We start from the raw sequence: 20,823 nt of genomic DNA, 5'->3' as shown, positions 1-20,823 counted from the left end.
GCGGATTTCCGCCCGGAAGGTGAATCCCTCCTGATCCGCCCGGCCGGACGGCGCCCCGCAACGCCCGCTCCGGCGCCGGGAGGCCCCGCCGTCACGCGTCGGGGCGGCGGAAGATCAGCGAGGCGTTGGTCCCGCCGAAGCCGAAGGAGTTGGAGAGCACCGTGTCGATCTTGCGCGCCTTCGGCGTGAGCGGCACCAGATCGATGGGGGTCTCCACCGACGGATTGTCCAGGTTCAGGGTGGCGGGGGCCACCTGGTCGCGGATGGCGAGGATGGAGAAGATGGCCTCCACCGCGCCCGCCGCCCCCAAAAGGTGGCCGATGGACGACTTGGTGGACGACATGGCGGTCTTGGCCGCCGCGTTGCCGAGCACCCGCTCCACCGCCTTGAGCTCGATCTCGTCGGCCATGGTGGAGGTGCCGTGGGCGTTGATGTAGTCGAGGTCGTCCGCCGCGATGCCCGCCCGCTTCAGCGCCGCCGACATGCAGCGATAGGCGCCGTCGCCGTCCAGGGACGGGGCGGTGATGTGGTAGGCGTCGCCGCTGAGGCCGTAGCCCACGAGCTCGGCATAGATCCTGGCGCCGCGCGCCTTGGCGTGCTCCAGCTCCTCGAGCACCACCACGCCGGCGCCTTCGCCCATGACGAAGCCGTCGCGGTCCCGGTCATAGGGCCGCGAGGCGCGGGTGGGATCGTCGTTGAAGGAGGTGCACAGCGCCTTGCAGGCGGCGAAGCCGGCGATGGAGAGGCGGCCGACCGGTGATTCGGTGCCGCCGGCCACCATCACGTCCGCATCGCCCAGCGCGATCAGCCGGCCGGCGTCGCCGATGGCGTGCGCGCCGGTGGAGCAGGCGGTGACAACCGCGTGGTTCGGGCCCTTGAGGCCGTGGGCGATGGAGACGTAGCCGCCGGCGAGATTGATGAGGCGCCCGGGAATGAAGAAGGGCGAGATGCGGCGCGGCCCGCGCTCCTTGAGCACCAGGGCCGCGTCGGCGATGCCCTCGATGCCGCCGATGCCGGAGCCGATCAGCACGCCGGTGCTGATCTGGTCCTCATGCGTGGAGGGATGCCAGCCGGCATCGTCCAGGGCCTGGGTGGCGGCGGCCATGGCGAAGACGATGAACTCGTCCACCTTGCGCTGCTCTTTCGGCTCCATCCACTGGTCGGCATTGAAGGTGCCGTCGGAGCCGTCGCCGCGGGGGATGTTCGCGGCGATCCTGCAGGCGAGGTCCGACACGTCGAAATGCTCGACCGTCTTCACGCCGCTCTCGCCGGCGATCAGCCGCCGCCAGGTCGGCTCGACGCCACAGCCGAGCGGCGTCACCATGCCGAGGCCGGTGACGACAACACGTCTCATGAGGAAAACTCCGGGAGGCGGGCCGATTGCGCGCCACAGGCGCAGCCCGGTGCAACAACGGCCGCGGGCGCAGAGCGCCGCGCGACCGTCGGGTGAAGGCGCCTGAAGATCAAGCCGCGTTCTTTTCCAGGAACTTGATGGCGTCGCCGACCGTCAGGATGGTCTCGGCGGCATCGTCCGGGATCTCGCAGTTGAAGGCCTCCTCGAAGGCCATCACGAGTTCCACGGTGTCGAGGCTGTCGGCGCCGAGATCGTCGATGAAGGAAGCGTTTTCCGTGACCTTCTCGGCCTCGACCCCCAGATGCTCCGCGACGATCTTCTTCACCCGCTCGGCGATGTCACTCATCGATGCAACCCTCGTTGTTCGGATAATCCCGTTGCCGTTCGGCGGCTGGAGGAGGGCATAATGCCTTTTTTCCGCCGTGCCCAGCCCCCTCCGTCGCGAGCCCCCTCCGTCAAGAGGAAAGCGCGGATCCGGCTGGCCGGTCCTCGCGCCGCACACGGGTGGCGAGCCTTTGTTTGCGCCTTTACCCAGCCCAGCAATGCGGCTCGTTAGCACACTCCCCGCGGCAAGGCCAGTAAGGCTCATGCCCGGTGCGCGTGCGAGTTCGAGGCGAACCGCCGGTGCCCCTGCCCGTCCCGCGTGCAAGCGGGTGCCGGGCCGGCGGCGATCCTCTCCCGTGAGCGCGTGAAATTCAAGCAAAAGCGATGTTTTCCCGCCCCTGGCCGGCCCCCGGCCAGCCCCGCGGCCCGCGCCTGCCTCGCCGGGCGCGTCATCTTGCGCGGGGGATCGCGCCTCGCTACCGAGGATTGCGACGACCCCCGCCCCGAAAGGACCGCCGGTGGAAAAGGACAAGTCGGACAGGCGCGCCGCTGCGCTTCGGGCGAACCTCGCGCGGCGCAAGGAGCAAGCGCGCGGCCGCAAGGCCGCCGCAGAACCCGGGGAGCCGCGCGGCCGCAAGGCCGCCGCAGAACCGGGGGAGCCGCGCGGCGGCGGCGCCGAGGAGGCTGCAAGCCCAGGTAGTGCCAAGCTCACGCCGCGTGAGCCGCCGATTGTGCCGGACGACGAGCCGGGCTAGAGCTTCTCCCTTGATATGAAGCCGGCGGCCCACCGCGCCGGCCCGAGCCCGGGACTGGATCGGCATGGACAAGATTCGCATCGTCGGCGGCAACGAGCTGAAGGGCTCCATTCCCATCTCCGGCGCCAAGAATGCGGCGCTTCCGCTGATGATCGCGAGCCTCCTCACCGAGGAGAAGCTGATTCTGGAGAACGTGCCCCGCCTCGCCGACGTGGCCCTGCTCCAGCGCATTCTCGGCAATCACGGGGTGGACATCACCACCAACGGCAAGCGCAACGGCGACGATCCCTTCGCCGGCCAGACGCTGGAGATCGACGCGCGGGTGATCGTGGACACCACCGCGCCCTACGACCTCGTCTCGCGCATGCGCGCTTCCTTCTGGGTGGTGGGCCCGCTGCTGGCCCGCATGGGCGTGGCCAGGGTCTCGCTGCCCGGCGGCTGCGCCATCGGCACCCGGCCGGTGGATTTCCACCTCGATGCGCTGCGCGCGCTCGGCGCCGACATCGAGATCGATGCCGGCTACGTGGTGGCCAAGGCGCCGAAGGGGCTCATCGGCGCCCGCATCGTCTTCCCCAAGGTGTCGGTGGGCGCCACCCACACCGCGCTCATGGCGGCCTCCGTGGCCCGTGGCGAGAGCGTGATCGAGAACGCCGCCCGCGAGCCGGAGATCGTCGACCTCGCCGACTGCCTCATCAAGATGGGCGCCCGCATCGAGGGCGCCGGCACCTCCACCATCCGCGTGGAGGGCGTGGCGCGCCTGAAGGCGGCCCGCCATGCGGTGCTGCCCGACCGCATCGAGACCGGAACCTATGCCATGGCCGCGGCCATGACCGGCGGCGACGTGATGCTCGCCGGCGCCCGGCCGGACCTGCTGGAAGGCGCGCTCGAGACCCTGCGCCAGGCCGGGGCGGAGATCGACGCCACCAACGAGGGCATAAGGGTGCGCCGCAACGGCGCCGGCATCCTGCCGGTGGACGTGGCGACCGCTCCCTATCCGGGCTTTCCCACCGACCTCCAGGCCCAGTTCATGGCGCTGATGACCAAGGCCAGGGGCCGCTCGCGCATCACCGAGACCATCTTCGAGAATCGCTTCATGCACGTGCAGGAGCTGGCCCGCCTCGGGGCGAAGATCCACATGGACGGGGATACCGCCACCGTGGAGGGCGTGGAGCGCCTGACCGGCGCGCCGGTGATGGCCACCGACCTGCGCGCCTCCGTCTCCCTCGTCATCGCCGGGCTGGCGGCGGAGGGGGAGACCATGGTGCAGCGCGTCTACCACCTCGACCGCGGCTTCGAGAAGCTGGAGGAGAAGCTGTCCGGCTGCGGCGCCGAGATCGAGCGCATCAGCGGCTGAGCCCACGGGAACAGGGGCAAAAAGGCCGTGCTCCAGCTTGAGCGAAGCCCGCGGCGGGCGGCGTCCTCCGGTCCGGGGCGTGGGGCGCGGCCGCCTCTGCGGGCCCCGGCCCGCCCGCCATCCCCCTCACGGCCCCGTTCCCCGGACCCGCGACGGCGCAGCCGGAGCGCCGATCCGGGGCCCGTGGGAAATGTCCGCGCAGCGGGCGATATCCTCCGCGCTCTCCGCCGGAGCCGCCTTCTGATGGCGCCGCCTGCGGCAAACCCTTGCGCGGGGCCCCGGCTCTCCTTCCGCTGGCGCTCCAGCCGGCCGGGGCACGAGATGGTTTTGAATTCGGGCATCCTACCCCGGCGCGCCGGCCACCCCCGCGACACCGGCGCCCCCGCCACCCCGGAGGGCGTGGCGTGAGCCTGCCGAACATCATCACCCTCATCCGCATCCTGCTGGTGCCCCTGGTGGTCTGGGCCATCGCCTCGGGCGAGCCGCTGATCGCCTTCTGGCTGTTCCTGGCCGCCGGCATCTCGGACGCGCTGGACGGCTTCATCGCCAAGCGCTTCCACCTGCAGACCGAGCTCGGTTCCTATCTCGACCCGGTGGCGGACAAGGCGCTCTTGATCTCCATCTATGTGTCGCTGGCGGTGGCGGGCCTGATTCCGCGCTGGGTCGCCATCGCCGTGGTGTCGCGGGACGTGATGATCATCGGCGCGGTGGTGCTGTCCCTGGTCATGGCCAAGCCGGTGGCCATGAGCCCGCTGCTGGTGTCCAAGGTGAACACCGCCATCCAGATCGCCTTCGCCGCCTTCGTGCTGGCCTCCAGCGGCTTCGGACTGGCCCTTCCGGGGCTGTTCCAGCTGGGGCTCGTTCTGGTCGGGGTCTTGACGGGCCTTTCCGCCGCTGCCTATCTCGCCGCATGGACGCGCCATATGGCAAGCTGACCGGGGAGCCATCGGGCGAGCAGCGCCCGCAGGGCCCAAGCCCCCGCGCCCCGAAAGCCGCCACGCCGCCCGGCGTGGGGATGGCGCATGCGCACGCCGCGCTGCCCATGCGGCTGCAGATCCGCTTCTGGGTCGGCGCCCTCCTGCTCACCGCCTTGGCGCTGTGGCTGCTGGCCGGCATCCTGCTGCCGTTCGTCGCCGGCATCGTGCTCGCCTATTTCCTCAATCCGGTGGTGACGCGGCTGGAACGCGTCGGCATCGCCCGCACCCTGTCCGCCCTCGTGGTGGTCGGCATCATGCTGCTGGTGGTGCTGCTGTTCTTCCTGCTGGCGCTGCCGGTGCTGTCGTCCCAGCTGTTCGAGTTCATCCAGCGCCTGCCCTCCTACGTGACCCGCCTGCAAGGCCTGCTCACGGAGGAGAACCGCGAATGGCTGAGCGGCATCGTCGGCGACCGCCTGCCGGACATGCAGCGCTCGGTCTCCGACCTGATGACGCAGGGGGTGAGCCACCTTCTGGGCCTGCTCTCGTCGGTCTGGTCGGGCGGGCAGGCGCTGATCTCCCTGTTCGCGCTGCTGGTGGTGACGCCGGTGGTGGTATTCTACATCCTGTGCGACTGGGACGAGATGATCGGCTTCGTGGACCGCCTCGTCCCGGTGCCGCAGCGCCCGGTGGTGCGGGGCCTCGCCTGCTCCATGGACAATGCGGTGGCCGGCTTCGTGCGCGGCCAGGCCCTGGTGTGCCTGCTGCTCGGCACCTTCTATGCGGTGGCCCTGTCCATGGTGGGGCTGAATTTCGGCCTGCTCATCGGCATCGTCTCCGGCGTCATCACCTTCATCCCTTATGTGGGCTCGCTCACCGGCTTCGTCCTGGCCATGGGGGTCGCCATCGTCCAATTCTTCCCGGACTGGAGCATGATCGGCACGGTGCTCGCCATCTTCGTCGCCGGCCAGACCATCGAGGGCTACGTGCTCTCGCCCAAGCTGGTGGGCGATTCGATCGGCGTGCATCCGGTGTGGCTCATGTTCGCCCTGTTCGCCTTCGGCTACCTGTTCGGCTTCGTCGGCCTGCTGCTGGCGGTGCCCCTCACGGCGGTGGGCGGCGTCCTGGTGCGCTTCGCCATTGCCCGCTACCTCCAGTCCTCCCTCTACACGGGACCGGACGACGACGCCCTGCCGCCGCCCGAGAGCGCCTGAGCATGGCCGGCCGCGATCCCCGCCCGCGCCAGCTGCCCCTCGATCTGCCGGCGCGGCCGGCGCTCCATCGCGAGGATTTCCTCGCCGCCCCCGGCAATGCCGCCGCCTTGGCGCTGATCGACGCCTTTCCCGACTGGTCGGCGCGGGTGGTGTGCCTGGTGGGTCCGGAAGGCGCGGGCAAGTCGCATCTGGCCGCCATCTTCGCCGAGCGCGCGGGTGCGCGCACCCTGGCCGCGCGCGACCTGCAGCGGGAGGATGTGCCCGCGGCCCTCGCCGCCGGCGCGCTGGTGCTGGAAGACCTGGAGCCGGGCGACTTCAGCGAGGCGGCGCTGTTCCACCTGCTCAACCTTGCCCGCGAGCAGCAGGCCTGGCTGCTGATGACCGCCCGCACGCCGCCGGCGCAGTTCGTCCTGGCCACGGCCGATCTCGCCTCGCGGCTGCGGGCGGTGCCGGTGTTCGAGATCGCCCCGGCGGACGACGCCCTGCTGGCGGCGGTGCTGGTGAAGCTGTTCGCCGACCGGCAGCTCGCTGTGGACGAGGCGACGGTGCAGTATCTGCTGCTGCGCATGCAGCGTACGGTGGCCGGAGCCAAGCGCATCGTCGAGGCCATCGATGCCGCCGCGCTCGCCGCCCGGCGGCCGGTGACGCGGGCGCTGGCGGCCCAGGTGCTGCGCGAGGAGGCGGCGCTGCGCGAGGAGGCCGGCGGCGCCGGCGAAGCCGACGACGAGGACGAATGACGCGGCAAGCCGCGGGCCGCACGCGACGGGACCGGGGCGGCGACGTCATAGAGTGGTCATCTAAGCTGGCCATGGTCCGGCCAAACCTCTCGGGGGACCGAACATGGGTATGAACGAGGCCGCCGCGCTCGCCGAGACGGAACTCGCCGCCGACACGGCGCAGCTGGAAGCGACGCAGAGGGAAGCCGCTGACGTGTTTGCGCTGTCGCAATCGCCGCAGCGCTTCATCAACCGCGAGCTGTCCTGGCTGCATTTCAACCGCCGGGTGCTCGAGGAAGCGGCCAACAAGAATCACCCCCTGCTGGAGCAGTTGCGCTTCCTGTCCATCTCCGCCAACAATCTCGACGAGTTCTTCATGGTCCGCGTGGCCGGCCTGAAGGAGCAGGTGCGCGAGGGGGTGCAGGAGCTGAGCCCGGACGGGCTCACCCCGTCCGAGCAGCTCGTGGTCCTCCAGGCGAGCGCCACCCAGCTCATCTCCGACCAGCAGGCGCGCTGGCGGGAGCTGCGGCGCGAGCTGGCCGGAGCCGGCGTGGTGCTGGTGGACGGCGCCGACGCCACCGCCGAGGACATCGGGCTGCTGGAGCGGCACTTCCTCAACTACGTCTTCCCGGTGCTCACCCCGCTGGCCATCGATCCGGCGCACCCCTTCCCGTTCATCCCCAACCTCGGCTTCTCGCTGGCGCTGCAATTGGTGCGGCAGTCGGACGGGCGGGGCATGAACGCGCTGATCCGCATTCCGGCCAAGGTGGACCGCTTCATCCGCCTGAGCGACCTCGGCACCGGCGCGCTGCGCTTCATCACGCTCGAGCAGATGATCGGCCTGTTCATCACCCGCCTGTTCCCCGGCTATGCGGTGAAGGGACAGGGCGTGTTCCGCGTGGTGCGCGACAGCGACCTGGAAATCGAGGAGGAGGCGGAGGACCTCGTCCGCCTGTTCGAGACCGCCCTCAAGCAGCGCCGCTACGGCGAGGTGATCCGCATGGAGGCCGACGCCGCCATGCCGGAGGAGCTGCGCACCTTCGTCGCCCGCGAGCTGGGCGTGAACGACGACGAGATCTTCGTGGTGGACGGCGTGCTCGCCCTCAACGAATTCTCCCAGCTGGTCTCGGTGGACCGGCCGGACCTGAAGTTCACCTCCTTCAATGCCCGCTTCCCCGAGCGCATCCGCGACCATGGCGGCGACTGCTTCCTCGCCATCCGCGAGAAGGACATCCTGGTCCACCACCCCTACGAATCCTTCGACGTGGTGGTGCAGTTCCTGCGCCAGGCCGCCCGCGATCCCAACGTGGTGGCCATCAAGCAGACCCTCTACCGCACCTCCTCCGACAGCCCCATCGTGAAGGCGCTGGCGGAAGCCGCCGAGGCCGGCAAGTCGGTGACCGCCCTGGTCGAGCTGAAAGCCCGCTTCGACGAGGAGGCCAACATCCGCTGGGCGCGCGACCTGGAGCGCGCCGGGGTGCAGGTGGTGTTCGGCTTCATCGAGCTGAAGACCCACGGCAAGCTGTCCATGGCGGTGCGCCGCGAGGGCACCTCGCTTGCCACCTACGTGCATGTGGGCACCGGCAACTACCACCCCATTACCGCCCGCATCTATACCGACCTGAGCTTCTTCACCGCCGACCCGGTGATCGCCCAGGACGTGGCGCGGATCTTCAACTTCATCACCGGCTATGCCAGCCCCGGCGAGCTCGACGCCATGGCGGTCTCGCCCACCGGCCTCAAGCCGCGCCTGCTGAACCACATCGCCGACGAGATCGAGTTCGCCCGCGCCGGCCGCCCCGCCGCCATCTGGCTGAAGTGCAACTCGCTGGTGGATCCGCAGATCATCGACGCGCTCTACGAGGCGAGCGCCGCCGGGGTGCAGGTGGACTGCGTCATCCGCGGCATCTGCTGCCTCAGGCCCGGCATTCCCGGCCTGTCGGAGAACATCCGGGTCAAGTCCATCATCGGCCGCTTCCTGGAGCACTCGCGCATCTACTGCTTCGGCGCCGGCCACGGGTTGCCGAGCCCGAACGCGGTGGTCTACATCTCCTCGGCCGACCTCATGCCGCGCAATCTCGACCGCCGGGTCGAGACCTTGTGCCCCATCACCAACCCCACCGTGCACGAGCAGGTGCTCGACCAGATCATGGTCGCCAACCTGATCGACAACCAGCAGAGCTGGCGGGTGTTGCCCGACGGCGCCTCCGAACGCATAGTCCCCGCCCCGGGCGAGGAACCGTTCAACGCCCATCAATATTTCATGACCAACCCGAGCTTGTCCGGACGTGGAAAGTCTCTCAAAGATTCTTCGCCGCGCAGCCTTTTCGTCCGGCGCTGAAGTCGACGATCATCCCCACCGCGCGCCCGGCCGGCTTCCGGCCGGCCCGCCGGTGGCGGTGATCGACATCGGCTCCAACTCGGTGCGTCTCGTGGTCTATGAGGGGCTGAGCCGCGCGCTCACCCCCATCTTCAACGAGAAGGCCCTGTGCGGCCTCGGCCGCGAGGTGCTGTCCACCGGGCGCCTGCCGCAGGACGCGGTGGACCGCGCCTTCGCGGCGCTGCGGCGCTTCCGCGCCTTGTGCGAGGCCATGCAGGTGGGCGAGGTCCATGCCCTGGCCACCGCCGCCGCGCGCGACGCCGAGAACGGCCCCGCCTTCATCGCCGAGTGCGAGGCCATCTGCGGCACCCGGATCGAGCTGCTCACCGGCAAGCGCGAGGCGGAGCTCGCCGCCGGCGGCATCGTCGCCGGCATCCACGCGCCGGACGGCGTGGTGGGCGACCTCGGCGGCGGTTCCCTCGAGCTGGTGGACGTGAAGGGCCTCGCGGTGGGCACCGGCGTCACCCTGCCGCTGGGCGGCCTCGCTTTGCAGGACCGCTCCGCCCGCTCCACCCGCAAGGCGGAGAAGATCGTCAAGGACATCATGCCGGAAGCCGGCGTGCTGGAAAGCCTCGCCGGGCGCACCTTCTACGCCGTCGGCGGCACCTGGCGGGCGCTGGCGCGGCTGCACATGTTCCAGAAGGGCTACCCGCTGCACGTGATGCACGGCTACGTGATCCCGGCCCGCGAGGCGCTCGACTTCACCCGCATCGTCCACCGGGCCGACACCGAGACCCTTGCCCATATCGACGTGATCTCCGACGCCCGGCGCCCGCTGCTCGCCTATGGCGCGGTGGTGCTGGAGAACATCGTCCGGCAGGGCCGCCCCTCCGAGGTGGTCATCTCCGCCCTCGGCGTGCGCGAGGGCCTGCTCTATTCCCTGCTCACCGACGAGGAGCGCGCCCGCGACCCGCTGCTGATCGCGGCGGCGGAGATGAACCTGCTGCGCTCGCGCTCGCCGCGCCACGGCGAGGAGCTGGTGGCGTGGACCGACGCCTTCTTCGCCTCCGCCCCGGTGCTGGAGGAGGCCGAGGACGAGAAGCGCCTGCGCCGGGCGGCCTGCCTGCTGGCCGACGTGGGCTGGCGCGCCCATCCCGACTATCGCGGCGAGCAGAGCCTCAACATGATCGCCCACGCCGCCTTCGCCGGCATAGACCATCCCGGCCGGGCCTATGTGGCGCTCTCGGTGTTCTTCCGGCACGTGGGCCTGGGCGCGGACGAATCGGACACGCGCATCCTCGAGCTCACCACCACCGGCATGCTGGACCGCGCCCGGATCCTCGGCGGCGCCATGCGGGTGGCCTACATCCTCTCGGCCGCCATGCCGGGCATCCTGCCGCGCATGCCGCTCGCCGTCCGCGGCGAGCAGCTGGTGCTGGGCGTGCCGCGCGCTTTGATACCGCTGGTGAACGACCGGGTGCAGAACCGCCTGCGCCAGCTCGCCCGCCTCATCGGCCGCGAGCCCTTGACCGAGCAGCTGGACTGAGCCGCTGGACCAGGTAGCTGGACGGGGTAGCTGGACGGGGTAGCTGGACGGGGTAGCTGGACTTGGGCCGGCGCCCCGGTCCCCGGCCGCGGCCGGGAAGAGACCGCCCGATGGCGGGGCGAGGCCGTCCCGCCGGCCGGCGGGGCGGTCGCAAGTCCGCCCCAATCGCCCGGCACGATTCCAACCATGAAACAGCTTCTCAATCTGTTCGGCGGCGTCGCGGGCCTCGCGGTGGCGGGGCTGGTGGGCTTCGCCCTGTTCACCCTGGTGGGCGGGCTCATCATCGTGGCCGGCATCGTCATCACCGCCCTGGTCGTGGGCGGGGGCGTCTATGCCCTCCTCACCGGGCGCGCCCCCGCCATGCGGCGTGGCGGCTTCGGCACGGTGCGGGTGTTCGACCTGCGCACCGGCCAGCCCTTCGGCGAGCGCCCGTCCGAGGGCGAGATGATCGACGTCACCCCGCCCAAGGACCAGCGCCGCAGCTGACGGGCGGACCCCCGAACGGGGGGCGGCGTTCCCCGGGCCCCCGGAAGGGACTAACCTCATCATCGGCGCGATGATCCGCGCGCGACGGGTGAGGGGAGCCGGCACGGCACATGACCGGGGGATTGGGATCGGGCGCCTACCTGGCGCTGCTGGTGGTCTGCGCCGCGCTGGCGATGCTCACGGTGACCTCGCACGCGATCGCGCTGGCCATCATCCGCCGGCGGCTCAGCCGGCGGATCAGCGGCAAGACCTACGCGGACCACATGTTCACCGAGGCGGTGATCATCAGCACCACGGTGCTGAGCCTGAGCCTCGCCCACCTGTTCGAGATCTGCATCTGGGCGGCGGCCTATGTGGCGCTGGGCGCCATCGCGAACCCGCAGGACGCGATCTACTATTCCACCTCCACCTACACCACCCTCGGCGCGGACGGCGTGTCCATCGAGCGGACGTTCCGCGCCATCGCCGGGTTCGAATCCCTCATCGGCCCGATGATGGTGGCGTGGTCCACCGCCTTCCTGGTGGAGTTCGTCGTCCGCATGCGCGGCGGTTCCGGCTCCAACTGAGGCGGGCGGACTTTTGTCGTCGAGCGATCCGGCGGGCGCACGCCCGCGCGGCGCGCGGGCCATGACCGACGGCGACGACGGCCGCTGAATCACCCGCATCGGCCGTCGGCAGGAGCCGGGCCGCGCGCGCATCCGCCCGCCCATGCCGACACGGGGAGGCCGGTGAGGAGCGCGAAGCGCGCGAGGTCGGCGGCATACGTGGCGGCGAGATAGGCCACGTCCTGCGGTGCCGGCGCCTCGGACGCGGCGCCTTCGAAGATCCGGCACGGCTCGATCTTCGCCGGCGGCAGCCCGAGAAAGGCGAACACGCGCGCGAGCGTCGCCGCGTGGTCGTTGGCGAGGTCCTCCTTCCGCAGCATCAGCACCTGCCGGCGCGGGAAGACGTCATACAGGCGGTCCACCTGCTGCCCGTAGAATCCCCGCGCCACATAGGACAGGTGCCGGCGCTCCGGCGCCTGGGGCGCGAGGCCGTCGAGGCGACGGCCCTCGGCGCGGATGGCGGTGGAGAAGTCCAGCGCGTCCAGCCCGCGCGCCCGGCTCATGCGCCAGTGGGCGTGGGCGCGGTCCACCGGATCCCGGAACAGGGCGATGACCTTGAGGCGGGGATTGTAGTCGGCCAGCCGCGCCAGCGCCCCCGGCCACCAGATGTAGGAGGGCGTCGCCTCCCCCACCACGCAGCCGCGCCGGCGCGGAAAGCGGCCGTGGTAGTCCCGGTAGTCGGGCGCGTCCCAGCAGCGCCGGTCATCGTCGAAGAAATGCAGCTCCTTGACGGTCGGCATCGCGACCTGGGGGTGCTGCGCCAGGAAGTGGAACAGGGCGGAGGTGCCGGCCTTCTGCACGCCGACAACGACGAAATTCACAAACGGGGTGGGCGGCACGTCCATGGGAGCAGTCCGGTCGTGGGATCGCACCCCCGCGTCGCCCGCGAAGCCACGATCCCAAGCCGCCCTCGTGTCCCGTTTTACCCCTGGGTCATACCGTTGAGGAAGCGGTAGTTGATTGCTGCCCGGTTACGTCTTGTTAACGGATTGTAAAAAACCCGCCCGGCAGGGCCGGACGGGTTCCGATTCCGGGCGATGGCCCGCGGGGCCGCCGCCGGTCACACGCTGGTGGGATAGTTCGGGCTCTCGCGGGTGATGACCACGTCATGCACGTGGCTCTCGCGCAGGCCGGCGGAGGAGATGCGCACGAACTGCGCCTTCTCGCGGAACTCCTTGAGGGTGCGCCCGCCCACATAGCCCATGGCGGCGCGCAGGCCGCCGGCGAGCTGGTGCAGCACCGCGCCCACCGGGCCCTTGTAGGCCACCTGCCCCTCGATGCCTTCCGGCACCAGCTTCAGGGTGTCGCGCACCTCCGCCTGGAAGTAGCGGTCGGCCGAGCCGCGCGCCATGGCGCCCACCGAGCCCATGCCGCGATAGGACTTGTAGGAGCGGCCCTGGAACAGGAACACCTCGCCGGGGCTCTCGTCGGTGCCGGCGAGCAGCGAGCCCACCATGGCGGCGGAAGCCCCCGCCGCCAGCGCCTTGGCGAGGTCGCCGGAATACTTGATGCCGCCGTCCGCCACCACCGGGGTGCCGGTGGCGTAGCACGCCTCCACCGCGTCCATGACGGCGGTGAGCTGCGGCACGCCCACGCCGGCGACGATGCGGGTGGTGCAGATGGAGCCGGGGCCGATGCCCACCTTCACCGCGTCCGCGCCGGCATCGATCAGCGCCCGCGCGCCTTCGGACGTGGCGATGTTGCCGGCCAGGATCTGGGTCTTGTTGGACAGGCGCTTGATGCGGCTGACCTGGTCCAGCACCTTGCGGGAATGGCCGTGGGCGGTATCCACCACCACCAGGTCCACGCCGGCGTCGATGAGGCGCTCGGTGCGCTCGAAGCCGTCCTCGCCCACCGTGGTGGCGGCGGCGACGCGCAGGCGGCCCTGCTCGTCCTTGGCGGCGGTGGGATAGGCCACCGCCTTCTCGATGTCCTTCACCGTGATCAGGCCGACGCAGCGCTCGTTGTCGTCCACCACCAGCAGCTTCTCGATGCGGTACTGGTGCAGGAGGTGCTTGGCCTCCTCCTGGTTCACCTGCCCCTCGCGCACGGTGATGAGCCGGTCCTTGGTCATCAGCTCGGCCACCCGCTGGTCGGGATTGTGGGCGAAGCGCACGTCACGGTTGGTGAGGATGCCCACGAGGCGGCCGGCGATGCCGCCGGTGCCGCGCTCCACCACCGGGATGCCGGAGATGGAATAGCGCTTCATCAGCGTGAGGGCATCGGAGAGGGTCTCGTCGGGATGGATGGTGACCGGGTTCACCACCATGCCGGATTCGTACTTCTTCACCTGCCGCACGTGCTCGGCCTGCAGCTCGGGCGAGAGGTTGCGGTGGATGACGCCGATACCGCCGGCCTGGGCCATGGCGATGGCGAGGCGCGATTCGGTCACCGTGTCCATGGCGGCCGAGATGATGGGCAGGTTGAGGGAGATGGTCCTGGTGAGCTGGGTGGAAACCTCCACCTCGCCGGGCATCACCTCGGAGGCGCCGGGGGTCAGCAGCACGTCGTCGAACGTCAGCGCCTCGCGGAAGCGCGCACGTCCGGGGGCGGCTTCGACGACGGGGGGCACGTTCGCAATCGGGGAGGTCATGGCCAACTCCTGGTGGCGGTGCGAGAGGCAAACCGCTGGATCGGGGCCGGAACGGGATGCGGTGCCGAAGAGGCCTTGGCACCCCGCTACGAGTTGGCAGTGGCCGATACCATGTGTGCACGACGAATAGAAGACCTGTTGCGAGGCATTCGCTGCAGGGCACCCATGCAGCAGGGCGGGCAACGGTGCCCCCGCCGCGCTTCCCGGCGGCCGCGCCTGCCGGGGCAAGCGGCGCCATGGATGCGGGGCACGCCCGGCGCGATCGCGGTCAGCGCGTGACGAGAATCACCGTGTTCCCGGCGCCATAGGTCTGCACCAGGCCGTAGAGGGTGGCCGCGTTGCCCGGATGCAGGCGGACGCAGCCATGGGAGGCCGGGGCGCCGAGGCGGCTCACCTCGTAGCTGCCATGGATCGCGTAGCCGCCACGGAAGAAGATCGAGTAGGGCATGGGTGAATTGTAATATTTGCGCGAGAAATAGGTGCGGTACATGCGCTGGGGCCTGTACGCGCCGGTGGGGGTCACGTAGCCGCGCCGGGCGGTGGAGACCGGCCAGGAATATTGCGGCATCCCGTTCACGCTCACCGTCATGCGCTGGCTGGACAGGTCGATGCGCGCCACCACGGCGGCGGTGCCGGCCCGCGCCGGCAGCACCGCGAGGACAAGGCCGGCCAGCACGGCCAGCACAAGCCTCAGGCCCCACACCGCCGCCTTCCGCATCGCGCCCGCCGACATCTTTCGCCCCTCTTCCCCACCGGGCAGGGATACTGCCACGCCGCCGCTGCAACGCAAGGCTGCAAACCCCTTTCCGGTCAAGCACTTTGCCGTGAGGCCGGGGCGGACTTCCGGGGCGCCCCGCCGCCCGCCGACGCCGCGCCGGACGCGACGGCACGGATGACAAGCACCCGCCCCGCGCACTACTGTCCGCGCCGGCCCGCGGGCGCCGGAGCGGCTTTTCCGGCGACGGCCCCTTTGCGGTGCGTGGAGACGGTTCCATGGTGATGATGCTGCTCGGCCTGTTCGTCTTCCTCGGCATTCACGTGGTGGGAAGCTTCCGGGGCCTGCGCGCTCAGCTCATCGGCCGCCTGGGGGAAGGCCCGTACAAGGGCTTCTTCTCGCTGGTGGCCACCGGCGGCCTGCTGCTCACCGCCTACGGCTTCGCCTTGTGGCGCGCCTCCGGCTCGGCCGTCATCTGGACCCCGCCGGCGGGAATGCGCCATCTCACCCTGCTGCTGATGCTGCTGGCCTGCATCTGCGCGGTGGCGGCCTATGTGCCGAGCCACATCAAGGCCGTCCTCAAGCACCCGCTGCTGGTGGCGGTGAAGACCTGGGCGCTCGCCCACCTGCTCGCCAACGGCGATGCCGCCTCGATGGTGCTGTTCGGCGCGGTGCTGGCCTGGGCGGTCTATCTGCGCATCGCGGCGAAGCGCCGGGGCGCGCCGCTGCCGGTGGCGCCGAAGAACTATGCGGGCGATGCGCTCGCCGTGGGCGGGGGGCTGGTGCTCTATGCCGCGCTCGCTTACCTATTCCATCCCTATGTGATCGGCGTTCCCGTCCTCTGAGGCGGGCGACGACACGGTCCGGAACGCGAAAAGAGGAACGCCATGTCCACTCAGGCCGATGCCCGCCGTGTCACGGCGCCGGAGATCCACGCGCGCAAGGGCGGCGACCCCATCGTGTCGCTGACCTCCTACCATGCCCACACCGCGCGCCTGCTCGACCGCCACGTGGACCTGATCCTGGTGGGCGACAGCCTGGGCATGGTGATGCACGGGCTGGAGACCACCGTGCCGGTCACGGTGGAAATGATGATCGTGCACGGCCGCGCCGTGGTGCGCGGCACCCGGCGCGCGCTCATCGTGGTCGACCTGCCCTTCGGCAGCTACGAGGCCAGCCCCACCGAGGCCTTCCACACCGCCGCCCGGGTGCTGAAGGAGACCGGCGCCGGCGCGGTGAAGCTGGAGGGCGGCCGCCGCATGGCCGAGACGGTGCGCTTCCTGGTGGATCGCGGCGTGCCGGTGATGGGCCATGTGGGCCTCACCCCGCAGGCCATCAACACCCTGGGCTCGTTCAAGGCCCGCGGCCGCGACGACGCGGAGGCCAGCATCATCCTCGACGACGCCCGCGCCATCGCCGAGGCCGGGGCCTTCTCCATCGTGCTGGAGGCCATCGCCGAGCCGCTCGCCCGCCGCATCACCGAGGAGGTGGCCCCGCCCACCATCGGCATCGGCGGCTCCCCGGCCTGCGACGGCCAGATCCTGGTGCTCGAGGACATGCTGGGCCTCGGCGAGCGGGTGCCCAAGTTCGTGAAGAAGTACGCCAATCTCGGCCCCGACATCGAGAAGGCGGTGGCCACCTATGCGGAGGAGGTGCGCGCCCGCACCTTCCCCGCCGCCGAGCACACCTATGCCCCGCGCCTGGTGAAGCCGGCGAAAGCCTCCTGATGGCGAAGGCGGCGGCTGTGCGTGCGCCGGGCCGCGCGCACCTCACGGTGCTCCTGTCCCTCGTCGCCGGCGCGGTGCTGGCCGCCGCCCCGGCGCGGGCGGCGGAGGACTGCCTGCTCGTCACCGACCTCGAAACCGGCCGGGTGCTGGCGAAGCAGGGCCTGTGCGCCACGCGCCATCCGCCCAATTCCACCTTCAAGGTGGCCCTCGCCCTCATGGGCTTCGATGCCGGGCTGCTGAAGAGCGACAGCCAGCCGGTGATCGAGCCGCCGCCGGACGCGGATCTCTCCCGGCCGGAGACGCGCGGGCCGCAGACGCCGCGCTCCTGGATGCAGAATTCGGTGGTCTGGTACTCGCAGGTGCTGGCCCGCCAGCTCGGCGCCGAGCGCATCGCCCACTATCTCAAGGCCTTCGCCTACGGCAGCGAGAACATCGGCGGGGTGAAGGGCGACGACGAGCCGCTCGCGCGCTTCTGGATCTCCTCCTCCCTGCGCCTGTCGCCGCGCGAGCAGATCGACTTCCTGCGCAAGATGCTGAAGGGCGAGCTCCCCGTCTCCGCCGACGCGGTGCGCGAGACCATGCGCATCCTGGCCCTCGACGCCCAGCCGGCGGGCTGGCTCACCTTCGGCAAGACCGGCTCCGGCTTCGGCCGCACCGCCGAGGGGGCCGTCGACCGCGGGCGGCCGTTCGGCTGGTTCGTGGGCTTCGCCCAGAAGGCGGGCCGCACCGCCGTGTTCGTGCGCTACACCGCCCTCGACATCCCCTCCCCCGAGCCCCTCGGCCTGGTGGCGAAGCGGCAGACGCTGGCGGCCCTCGTCCCGGTGCTGGGGGCGCAGGCGCCCTGAGCGCCGCCGCGCGCGGCCCGTCTCCTCCTCCATCCCTTCCGTTCGTCCTCCCCCCTCTCTCTCTCCCCCTCCCTCCCCCGTCCCCGGCAAGGACTTCAAGCCGTGCGCGTCTCCGTCATCGTCTCCGCCTTCATCGCGGCGCTCGTGGGCTTCGGCGGAACGCTCGCCATCATCCTCGCCGCCGCGGCGGCGGTGGGGGCGAGCCCCGGGCAGGCCTCGTCCTGGGTCTGCGCCATCTGCCTCTCCATCGCCGGCACCAGCGCGTGGCTCTCCATCCGCCACCGCATGCCCATCATCACCGCCTGGTCGACGCCGGGGGCGGCGCTGGTGGCCGGCTTCGGCTCGGGCATGGGCATGGAGGCGGCCACCGGCGCCTTCCTCGTCGCCGGGCTGCTGGTGGTGCTGTGCGCCGCCATCCGGCCGCTGGGCGCGCTGGTGGCGCGCATTCCGGTGGCGGTGGCGGCGGCCATGCTCGCCGGCGTGCTCGCCCGCTTCGTGATGGCGCTGGCCGAGCATGCGGTGGCGAGCCCGGCGCTGGTGCTGCCGGTGATCGCGGTGTTCTTCGTCGTGCGGCGGCTTTCGCCCAACTGGGCGGTGCCGGCCGCCCTCGTCGCCGGCATCGGCGGGGCGCTGCTGCTGGGGCGGGTCGGGACCATGCCCGCGCCCGAGCTGTCGGCGCTGGTGTGGACCACGCCGCGCTTCGACGGCCCGGTGCTGCTCGGCCTCGCCGTGCCGCTGTTCCTGGTCACCATGGCGTCGCAGAACCTGCCCGGCTTCGCGGTGCTGCGGGCGAGCGGCTACACGCCGCCGGTGCGCTCCATCCTCGCCGCCACCGGCGTCGCCTCCATGGTCAGCGCCCCCTTCGGCGCCCACGCCACCAACCTCGCCGCCATCACCGCCGCCCTGTGCACCGGGCCGGAGACCCATCCGGACCCCAGGCGGCGCTGGGTGGCGGGGCCGGTCTATGCCGGCTTCTACGTGCTGCTGGCGGCGGCGGGCGCCTCGATGGTGGGGGTGTTCGCCGCCTTGCCGCCGGCGCTCGTCGCCACCATCGCCGGCGTTGCCCTGCTGTCCCCGCTCACCGGCGCGCTGACGGCGGCGCTGAACGAGGAGAAGCACCGCATCGCCGCCGTGGCCACCTTCGCCACCACCGCCTCCGGCATCTCGGCGCTGGGGCTCGGCGCGCCGGTGTTCGGGCTGGCGGCGGGCCTGCTGATCATCGGCCTCGACGCCCTGCGCCGGCGCTGAGGGCGGCGGCGCGCCGCCTACCGCTCGCGCTCGACCACCACCACGCGCGGCGCGCCGGCGCGGCTCTGGCGGCCGAACAGGTAGCCGATGGCGGCGACGATGATCAGGTGCAGCGCCGCGGTGAAATCCGCCGAAACCTGCGACGCCCCCATCCCCGGCACCGGCCCGCCGAACAGCAGCCATGCCAGCGCCGCGATGAGAGCCACCAGCACCGGCCCCGCCCCCTTGAGCTGGTCGAAGAGACCGGGCGGCGGCTCCGGACGCACGCTCGCCCGGCGCGCGGCGGGCGTTGCAGCCGAGGCGGAGGCGCCGGGTGCGGCGGGCGAAGCCCCGTCCCCGGCCACGCCGGCCGGCGGCGCGGCCTGCGCCCCGGCCGGAGCCTCCTCCCCGGCAACCACTTCGGCGGCGGCCACCTCGGCGGCGAAGCGCTTGAAGAAGGCGGCGGACATCTGCCGCGCGGTGGCGTCGATGAGCCGGCCGCCGAGCTGGGCGAGCTTGCCGCCCACCTGCGCCGCCACCTCGTAATGCAGGATGGTGTCGTCCCCGTCCGCCTCAAGGCGCACCCGCGCCTCGCCCCTGGCGAAGCCGGCCACCCCGCCCTGCCCCTCGCCGGAGATGCGGTAGCTGTTGGGCGGGTCGAGGTCGCAGAGCGTCACCGCCCCCTGGAAGCGGGCGGAAACCGGGCCCACCTTCATCACCGCCGTGGCGGTCATCTGGGTGTCGGAGGTCTTCACCAGCTCCTGGCAGCCGGGGATGCAGACCTTAAGGATTTCCGGATCGTTCAGCGCCCGCCACACCGCCTCGCGCGGCGCCGGGATGCGCTGCTCGCCGCTCATGTCCATGTTGGTTCCTCCCTGTCGTCGCCGTCCTGTCTGCCCGCCGCCTCAGCTGTCGAAATCCACCACCAGGCGCACCACCGAGCCGTCGTGCAGGCGGTCGAAGCCGGCATTGATGTCGGAAAGCGGAATGGTGCCGCTCATCAGCCGGTCCACCGGCAGGCGGCCGGCCTTGTGGAGGGCGATGTAGCGCGGCACGTCGCGCACCGGCACGCAGGTGCCGATATAGGAGCCCTTCACCGTGCGCTCCTCCGCCACCAGGCTCACGATGTTGACCGGCAGGGTGGCATCCGGCGGCGGCAGGCCGGCGGTGACGGTGGTGCCGCCGCGCTTCGTCATCTGGTAGGCGCTCTCCAGCGCCCGGGCCGAGCCGGCGAACTCGAAGGCGAAGTCGGCGCCGCCGCCGGTCAGCGCCCGCACCTGCTCGACCGCGTCCGGGGCACGGGCGTCCACCACGGCGGTGGCGCCGATGGCGGAGGCGAGCTCCAGCTTTTCGGCCGACAGGTCCACCGCCACCACCTGTGACGCGCCGGCAGCCATGGCGCCGAGCACGGCGGCAAGGCCCACCCCGCCGAGGCCCACCACCACCACGCTCTCGCCCGCCCGCACCCGCGCCGTGTTCACCACCGCGCCGACGCCGGTGAGCACGGCACAGCCGAACAAGGCGGCGACGGGAAAGGGGATATCCTTGTCTATCTGGACCAATGAGCGGCGCGACACCACTGCATGATCGGCGAAGGCGGAGCAGCCGAGGTGATGGTGCACAATCTCCTCGGCGCAATGCAGGCGCACCGCCCCGGACAGCAATCGGCCCTTGCCGTTGGCCACGGCGCCGGGCTCGCACAGGGCCGGACGCCCTTGCGCGCAGGGCTGGCAGTGGCCACAGCTGGGCATGAACACCATGACCACATGGTCGCCGGGAACGAGGTCGTCCACCCCCTCGCCCACCTCCACTACCGTGCCGGCGGCCTCGTGGCCGATGGCCATGGGCAGAGGGCGCGGGCGGCTGCCGTTGATCACCGAGAGGTCCGAATGGCATAGGCCGGCCGCGGCGATCCTCACCAGCACCTCGCCCCGGCCCGGCGGGTCGAGCTCCACCTGCTCCACCCGCAGCGGCCGGCTGTCGGCATAAGGGTGCGCGGCGCCCATGTGGCGCAGGACGGCGGCGGAAATCTTCATGGCGCGGGCTCCTCCCTGGCGTCGCGCACGGTGGGCCCGGCGGGGCCGCTCCGGCGCGCGGCGGCTTGACATGCAGTATCATAGTCTAATAA

20 protein-coding genes are annotated in these 20,823 nt (G+C 71.2%); 13 read left to right on the top strand and 7 right to left on the bottom strand.

Going from position 1 to position 20,823, the window contains the following annotated elements; translation table 11 throughout:
• Nucleotides 1-91 precede the first annotated feature (91 nt).
• On the bottom strand, nucleotides 92-1,354 hold the full coding sequence (fabF, locus tag EZH22_RS16840; protein WP_203191690.1) for a beta-ketoacyl-ACP synthase II: 1,263 nt from the start codon (nucleotides 1,352-1,354) through the stop codon (nucleotides 92-94).
• 109 nt (nucleotides 1,355-1,463) lie between these two features.
• Nucleotides 1,464-1,700, bottom strand: a complete 237-nt coding sequence (locus EZH22_RS16835; RefSeq protein WP_203191689.1) for an acyl carrier protein — start codon at nucleotides 1,698-1,700, stop codon at nucleotides 1,464-1,466.
• Nucleotides 1,701-2,196: 496 nt separating this feature from the next.
• On the opposite strand from EZH22_RS16835, the gene EZH22_RS16830 reads away from it, so the two are divergent.
• From EZH22_RS16830 to EZH22_RS16790, 9 genes are all read left to right on the top strand, one after another.
• On the top strand, nucleotides 2,197-2,433 hold the full coding sequence (locus EZH22_RS16830; protein ID WP_203191688.1) for a hypothetical protein: 237 nt from the start codon (nucleotides 2,197-2,199) through the stop codon (nucleotides 2,431-2,433).
• A gap of 64 nt (nucleotides 2,434-2,497) precedes the next feature.
• Nucleotides 2,498-3,787, top strand: coding sequence for a UDP-N-acetylglucosamine 1-carboxyvinyltransferase (murA, locus tag EZH22_RS16825; protein WP_203191687.1), 1,290 nt, complete (start codon nucleotides 2,498-2,500; stop codon nucleotides 3,785-3,787).
• Nucleotides 3,788-4,191: 404 nt separating this feature from the next.
• Complete coding sequence (locus tag EZH22_RS16820; RefSeq protein ID WP_203191686.1) at nucleotides 4,192-4,722, top strand: CDP-alcohol phosphatidyltransferase family protein; 531 nt, start codon at nucleotides 4,192-4,194, stop codon at nucleotides 4,720-4,722.
• Between the two features lie 80 nt (nucleotides 4,723-4,802).
• The gene (locus EZH22_RS16815; protein WP_203191685.1) at nucleotides 4,803-5,915 is read left to right on the top strand and encodes an AI-2E family transporter; all 1,113 of its coding nucleotides are present in this window, start codon (nucleotides 4,803-4,805) and stop codon (nucleotides 5,913-5,915) included.
• A 2-nt stretch (nucleotides 5,916-5,917) separates the two neighbouring features.
• Nucleotides 5,918-6,652 carry a P-loop NTPase family protein gene (locus tag EZH22_RS16810; protein WP_203191684.1) on the top strand — a complete coding sequence of 245 codons (735 nt, stop codon included), beginning with the start codon at nucleotides 5,918-5,920 and terminating at the stop codon, nucleotides 6,650-6,652.
• 109 nt (nucleotides 6,653-6,761) lie between these two features.
• Nucleotides 6,762-8,972 carry an RNA degradosome polyphosphate kinase gene (locus EZH22_RS16805; RefSeq protein ID WP_231711546.1) on the top strand — a complete coding sequence of 737 codons (2,211 nt, stop codon included), beginning with the start codon at nucleotides 6,762-6,764 and terminating at the stop codon, nucleotides 8,970-8,972.
• A 52-nt stretch (nucleotides 8,973-9,024) separates the two neighbouring features.
• Nucleotides 9,025-10,497 carry a Ppx/GppA family phosphatase gene (locus tag EZH22_RS16800; RefSeq protein WP_203196592.1) on the top strand — a complete coding sequence of 491 codons (1,473 nt, stop codon included), beginning with the start codon at nucleotides 9,025-9,027 and terminating at the stop codon, nucleotides 10,495-10,497.
• Nucleotides 10,498-10,683: 186 nt separating this feature from the next.
• The gene (locus tag EZH22_RS16795) at nucleotides 10,684-10,983 is read left to right on the top strand and encodes a hypothetical protein (protein ID WP_203191683.1); all 300 of its coding nucleotides are present in this window, start codon (nucleotides 10,684-10,686) and stop codon (nucleotides 10,981-10,983) included.
• Nucleotides 10,984-11,093: 110 nt separating this feature from the next.
• Nucleotides 11,094-11,549, top strand: a complete 456-nt coding sequence (locus EZH22_RS16790; protein ID WP_203191682.1) for an ion channel — start codon at nucleotides 11,094-11,096, stop codon at nucleotides 11,547-11,549.
• 89 nt (nucleotides 11,550-11,638) lie between these two features.
• Here EZH22_RS16790 and EZH22_RS16785 read toward each other — a convergent pair whose 3' ends face one another.
• From EZH22_RS16785 to EZH22_RS16775, 3 genes are all read right to left on the bottom strand, one after another.
• Nucleotides 11,639-12,433: a sulfotransferase family protein gene (locus tag EZH22_RS16785; RefSeq protein WP_203191681.1), complete on the bottom strand. Its 795-nt coding sequence runs from the start codon at nucleotides 12,431-12,433 to the stop codon at nucleotides 11,639-11,641.
• 215 nt (nucleotides 12,434-12,648) lie between these two features.
• Nucleotides 12,649-14,181, bottom strand: coding sequence for an IMP dehydrogenase (gene guaB, locus EZH22_RS16780; RefSeq protein WP_203191680.1), 1,533 nt, complete (start codon nucleotides 14,179-14,181; stop codon nucleotides 12,649-12,651).
• Nucleotides 14,182-14,449: 268 nt separating this feature from the next.
• A complete protein-coding gene (locus tag EZH22_RS16775; protein WP_231711010.1) occupies nucleotides 14,450-14,914 on the bottom strand; it encodes a L,D-transpeptidase in 465 nt (154 codons plus the stop codon).
• Nucleotides 14,915-15,174: 260 nt separating this feature from the next.
• Between EZH22_RS16775 and EZH22_RS16770 the strand changes: the two genes are divergently transcribed.
• The 4 genes from EZH22_RS16770 to EZH22_RS16755 all read left to right on the top strand — a co-directional run bounded on the left by EZH22_RS16770 (nucleotide 15,175) and on the right by EZH22_RS16755 (nucleotide 18,716).
• On the top strand, nucleotides 15,175-15,741 hold the full coding sequence (locus EZH22_RS16770; RefSeq protein ID WP_203191679.1) for an NnrU family protein: 567 nt from the start codon (nucleotides 15,175-15,177) through the stop codon (nucleotides 15,739-15,741).
• Between the two features lie 42 nt (nucleotides 15,742-15,783).
• Nucleotides 15,784-16,623: a 3-methyl-2-oxobutanoate hydroxymethyltransferase gene (panB, locus tag EZH22_RS16765; protein WP_203191678.1), complete on the top strand. Its 840-nt coding sequence runs from the start codon at nucleotides 15,784-15,786 to the stop codon at nucleotides 16,621-16,623.
• Nucleotides 16,623-17,468 carry a penicillin-binding transpeptidase domain-containing protein gene (locus EZH22_RS16760; RefSeq protein WP_203191677.1) on the top strand — a complete coding sequence of 282 codons (846 nt, stop codon included), beginning with the start codon at nucleotides 16,623-16,625 and terminating at the stop codon, nucleotides 17,466-17,468. Before panB ends, EZH22_RS16760 begins: the two co-directional genes overlap by 1 nt.
• A 102-nt stretch (nucleotides 17,469-17,570) precedes the next feature.
• The gene (locus EZH22_RS16755; RefSeq protein ID WP_203191676.1) at nucleotides 17,571-18,716 is read left to right on the top strand and encodes a benzoate/H(+) symporter BenE family transporter; all 1,146 of its coding nucleotides are present in this window, start codon (nucleotides 17,571-17,573) and stop codon (nucleotides 18,714-18,716) included.
• 17 nt (nucleotides 18,717-18,733) lie between these two features.
• Here the strand turns inward: EZH22_RS16755 and EZH22_RS16750 are convergent, their stop codons facing one another.
• A complete protein-coding gene (locus EZH22_RS16750; protein WP_203191675.1) occupies nucleotides 18,734-19,558 on the bottom strand; it encodes an SRPBCC family protein in 825 nt (274 codons plus the stop codon).
• Between the two features lie 42 nt (nucleotides 19,559-19,600).
• A complete protein-coding gene (locus tag EZH22_RS16745) occupies nucleotides 19,601-20,731 on the bottom strand; it encodes a zinc-dependent alcohol dehydrogenase family protein (RefSeq protein ID WP_203191674.1) in 1,131 nt (376 codons plus the stop codon).
• Nucleotides 20,732-20,823 lie beyond the last annotated feature (92 nt).

This window comes from Xanthobacter dioxanivorans, from assembly GCF_016807805.1.
Lineage (GTDB): Bacteria > Pseudomonadota > Alphaproteobacteria > Rhizobiales > Xanthobacteraceae > Xanthobacter > Xanthobacter dioxanivorans.
Note: the sequence above shows the minus strand (reverse complement) of the source record. Positions and strands in the feature narration are given on the sequence as shown.